Origin of the sequence: Nonomuraea sp. NPDC049784, assembly GCF_040659615.1 — a bacterium.
Taxonomy (GTDB): Bacteria; Actinomycetota; Actinomycetes; order Streptosporangiales; family Streptosporangiaceae; genus Nonomuraea.
The window spans coordinates 1-3,534 of record NZ_JBFAMX010000844.1 but is presented as its reverse complement, the minus strand read 5'-3'; the positions used below and the strand labels follow the sequence as shown (position 1 = coordinate 3,534).

Annotated in this window: 4 protein-coding genes and 2 pseudogenes; 3 read left to right on the top strand and 3 right to left on the bottom strand. The window is 69.6% G+C overall.

Annotated elements, in window-relative coordinates; genetic code table 11:
• Nucleotides 1-286, bottom strand: a pseudogene (locus AB0J09_RS59615) (hypothetical protein); the annotation flags it as partial.
• A 118-nt stretch (nucleotides 287-404) separates the two neighbouring features.
• Here AB0J09_RS59615 and AB0J09_RS59610 point away from each other — a divergent pair.
• Entirely contained in the window at nucleotides 405-1,295 is an 891-nt protein-coding gene (locus tag AB0J09_RS59610; RefSeq protein WP_360712446.1) for an ABC transporter ATP-binding protein, read from the top strand.
• Nucleotides 1,292-1,906: a LysE family transporter gene (locus tag AB0J09_RS59605; RefSeq protein WP_360712444.1), complete on the top strand. Its 615-nt coding sequence runs from the start codon at nucleotides 1,292-1,294 to the stop codon at nucleotides 1,904-1,906. The genes AB0J09_RS59610 and AB0J09_RS59605 overlap by 4 nt, the downstream gene beginning before the upstream one ends.
• Before the next feature lie 12 nt (nucleotides 1,907-1,918).
• Here the strand turns inward: AB0J09_RS59605 and AB0J09_RS59600 are convergent, their stop codons facing one another.
• Nucleotides 1,919-2,569: a VIT1/CCC1 transporter family protein gene (locus AB0J09_RS59600; protein ID WP_360712442.1), complete on the bottom strand. Its 651-nt coding sequence runs from the start codon at nucleotides 2,567-2,569 to the stop codon at nucleotides 1,919-1,921.
• Nucleotides 2,570-2,818: 249 nt separating this feature from the next.
• Between AB0J09_RS59600 and AB0J09_RS59595 the strand changes: the two genes are divergently transcribed.
• Nucleotides 2,819-3,211, top strand: a complete 393-nt coding sequence (locus tag AB0J09_RS59595) for a hypothetical protein (RefSeq protein WP_360712439.1) — start codon at nucleotides 2,819-2,821, stop codon at nucleotides 3,209-3,211.
• A 36-nt stretch (nucleotides 3,212-3,247) separates the two neighbouring features.
• Here AB0J09_RS59595 and AB0J09_RS59590 read toward each other — a convergent pair.
• A pseudogene (locus AB0J09_RS59590) lies at nucleotides 3,248-3,534 on the bottom strand (hypothetical protein); the annotation flags it as partial.

Here is a 3,534-nt window from a genome sequence, read left to right as displayed (position 1 = left end):
CGACCCGGGCGATGGCCCGCACGGCCGCCTGCGCGCCCAGCCCGGCAGCCTGTGCGCGCACCGCATAGTAGGCCAGACGGTGCAGCTCCAGCACGGCGAAGGTGCGCTGCTGCCAGGCCAGCCGGGAGACGAAGGTGGCCGCCTGATTGCACACCAGTATCGCCGCGGTCAGGGCGTCGGCCTGGGGCGGGGTGGGGGCGAGACGGAGCTGCACCACCGAGGGCAGGCCCTGTCGCTTGGCGGTGGAGCGGCGGATCGCCATCGCACCTCCTGCCCCTTCTGTCACGAGAGTGTCACCCACTGCACATGTTACTGATTGTGACCGATGTTTTCCATACTGTTTTCGAAAGGAGGGTGGCGCTTCCTCCCGGCCCTAAGGGCCGGGTCTCCGCGCCACATTTCAGATGAACGCTGCACTGCGTGCCGACGGCCTGGTCAAGACCTTCGGCCGGGCCAGGGCCCTGGACGGGCTCGACCTCACCGTCGAGACAGGCGAGGTGCACGGCTTCCTCGGCCCCAACGGGGCGGGCAAGACCACCACGATCCGTATCCTGCTGGGCCAGATGCGCGCCGACGGCGGCCGGGTTGAGTTACTCGGCGGCGACCCCTGGCACGACGCCACCGAACTGCACCGAAGGCTCGCGTACGTGCCCGGCGATGTCACCCTGTGGCCCTCGCTGACCGGCGGCGAGGTCGTCGACCTGCTGGGCAGGGTACGCGGCGGCCTCGACCCCGCGCGGCGCGCCGAGTTGCTCGAGCGCTTCGAGCTCGACCCGCGCAAGAAGTGCCGCACCTACTCCAAGGGCAACCGGCAGAAGGTGGCGCTGGTGGCCGCCTTCGCCTCCGACGTGGAGCTGCTGGTGCTGGACGAGCCGACCTCGGGCCTGGACCCGCTGATGGAGGCGGTCTTCAACGACTGCGTCCTGCAGGAGAAGCGCAACGGCCGCACCGTGCTGCTGTCCAGCCACATCCTCTCGGAGGTCGAGACGTTGTGCGACCGCGTCAGCATCATCCGCGCCGGCCGTACCGTCGAGTCCGGCAGCCTGGCCGACCTGCGCCACCTCACCCGCACCTCGGTGACGGCCGAGCTGATCGGGTCCGCGCCCGGCCTGGCCACACTGCCCGGCGTACACGACCTGACCGTGGACGGCGCCCGGCTGCGCTGCCAGGTGGACGGTGACGCGCTCACCGCGGTGCTCGCTGAGCTGGCCGGCGCGGGCGTACGCACATTGACCACGCGGCCACCGACACTGGAAGAGCTGTTCCTGCGCCACTACGAGGGAGCAGCAAGATGACCGGCACCCGGGCACTGATCCGGCTCATTCTGCGCAGGGACCGCGTGCTGCTGCCGGTGTGGATCGCGATCAGCGCGCTGCTCCCGGCGAGCATCGCCTCCTCCACCACGGCCCTGTATGCCGACCAGGCCGCCCGCGACGCCTTTGCGGCGGCCTCGATGAGCAACCCCGCGCAGCTGGCCACGCGCGGCCCCATCTACGACGCGAGCGTCGGCGGCCTGACCGCCTGGACGCTCGGTTCGTCCGCGACGCTGATCGGCGGGCTGATCAGCATCCTGCTGGTGATCAGGCACACCCGGGTCGAGGAAGAGACCGGCCGACGCGAGCTGCTGTCGTCGGGTGTCATCGGGCGTCACGCCCCGCTGGCCGCCGCGCTCGCGGTCGTGCTGGCCGCCAACCTGCTGCTGGGCCTGCTGGCGGTGCCCGCCCTGGTCGGCATGTCGGTGATCGCGCTGGCGGGCACGGTCGCATGGTTCCTGGTGGTGGCCAACGTGGTGGGCACGCTGCACAAGGTGTTCGCCAGGCCCGCCGTACGCAGGATCGTGGACGGCCTGACCGGCGCCGCCCTCATAGCCCTGGGCGTCAAGCTGGCCGCCGCCACCCATCCATGAACCTCCAGCGCGTCATGAGACGGTGACGCCCAGCAAGTGCCCGAGTCCGAACGTCACAGCGGCGGCTGCCACACCCAGCGCGAGCTGCCGCAATCCGCCCAGCCACCACGGCCGCGCGGTCATGCGCGCCACCGCCGCCCCGAACCCGAACAGCGCCAGCACGCTCACCACCACGGCCAGCACCAGCCCGGACGCCCCGAACAGGAACGGCACCAGCGGCACCAGCGCCCCGGTCGCGAACGCGCAGAACGACGACGCGGCGGCCACGTATGGCGAGGGCAGATCGTCGGGATCCACACCCAGCTCCTCGCGCACGTGCACCCGCAGCGCCTGTTCGGGATCGACCGACAGCCCGGCGGCCACCCGTTGTGCGAGGTCGTCGTCGAGTCCCCGCGCCCGGTACAGCGCCGCCAGTTCCGCCTGCTCACCCTCAGGATTGCGGACCAGTTCCCGCCGCTCGACGGCGATCTCCGCCCGCATCAGCTCGGTCTGCGACTTGACCGACGTGTACTCACCGGCCGCCATGGAGCACGCCCCCGCGATCAGTCCCGCGGCCCCGGCCAGCACCGCTCCCCGCCCCGCTCCGGCCGCGCCCACGACCCCGGCGATCAACGCGAGATTGGACACGAGCCCGTCCATCGCCCCGAACACCGCCGGCCTCAACCATCCACCAGTGACATCCCGGTGACTGTGGTGCTTTTCCGGCGAATACGGCCGAGTCATCTCGATCGTCATTAAATGCCTCCTGATATTTCGTCAGGCAATGTAGGCATATGTCCCCAAGATCCGCAACGAAGGCGAGGCTTCCCTGACCTGCGAAGAAGCGAGTTTTTGTGAATGGGGCGCCCTGCGGGTCAAGCGAGGGTAGTGTCCTCGCGTCACTCTCTGTGATCGCGGGAAGGCGGCGACGACATGACTTCTCAGCCGATGGAAGGGTGGCTGGTCGCGCATCCACCACCCAGACGGACCTGTCTGTTCCCAGTCGGTCAAGTCACTGGTTACACCATCGACGGTTGGCTCAAGCTGCCCGAGATCGGGGAGCGGATCGAGTTGATCGACGGGAGTTTCGTGATCAGCCCCGCACCTACAGTGCTGCATGCACTGTGCGCCGGTAGGCTGCGGACGATTCTCAGCGCAGCAGTCAGAGCGGCGGGGCAATCGCCGACGAGACTACGACACGTCGAGGTGCTCGAGCTGGGCCCGGACGGCTACGAGACGGTCAGTCAGGCCAAGGCGGGAGAGGTGCTGACGTTGACCAAGCCCTTCCCCGTGTCTTTCGATCCTGCCGAGCTGTTCGACGCATAGGCGGCGCCCGCAGCAGCGGGCGCCGTGAGAAACCGTTCAGGCGTGGATCGGGGCCGAGGTGGCGGGCTCCGGGGTGCAGATGAGGGCGGTGCAGTCGTTGATCGCCTCTTCCAGCAGCCTGCGCAGCAGCGCGTCCGGGTCAGGGACGCAGGCTTGGACGATGCCCACCACCGACAGCTGCACCGCGTTCGGCGCCGCGTACCGGCGGAAGCCCTTCTCCGTGATCCTGGCCGCGCGGCTGAAGCGGCGGGCCTGCTCGGCCGCGTGCGGCACCTCCTGCATCGCCCGGAGGCTCAGCTGACTGAGCCGTCCCGACGGGGCCC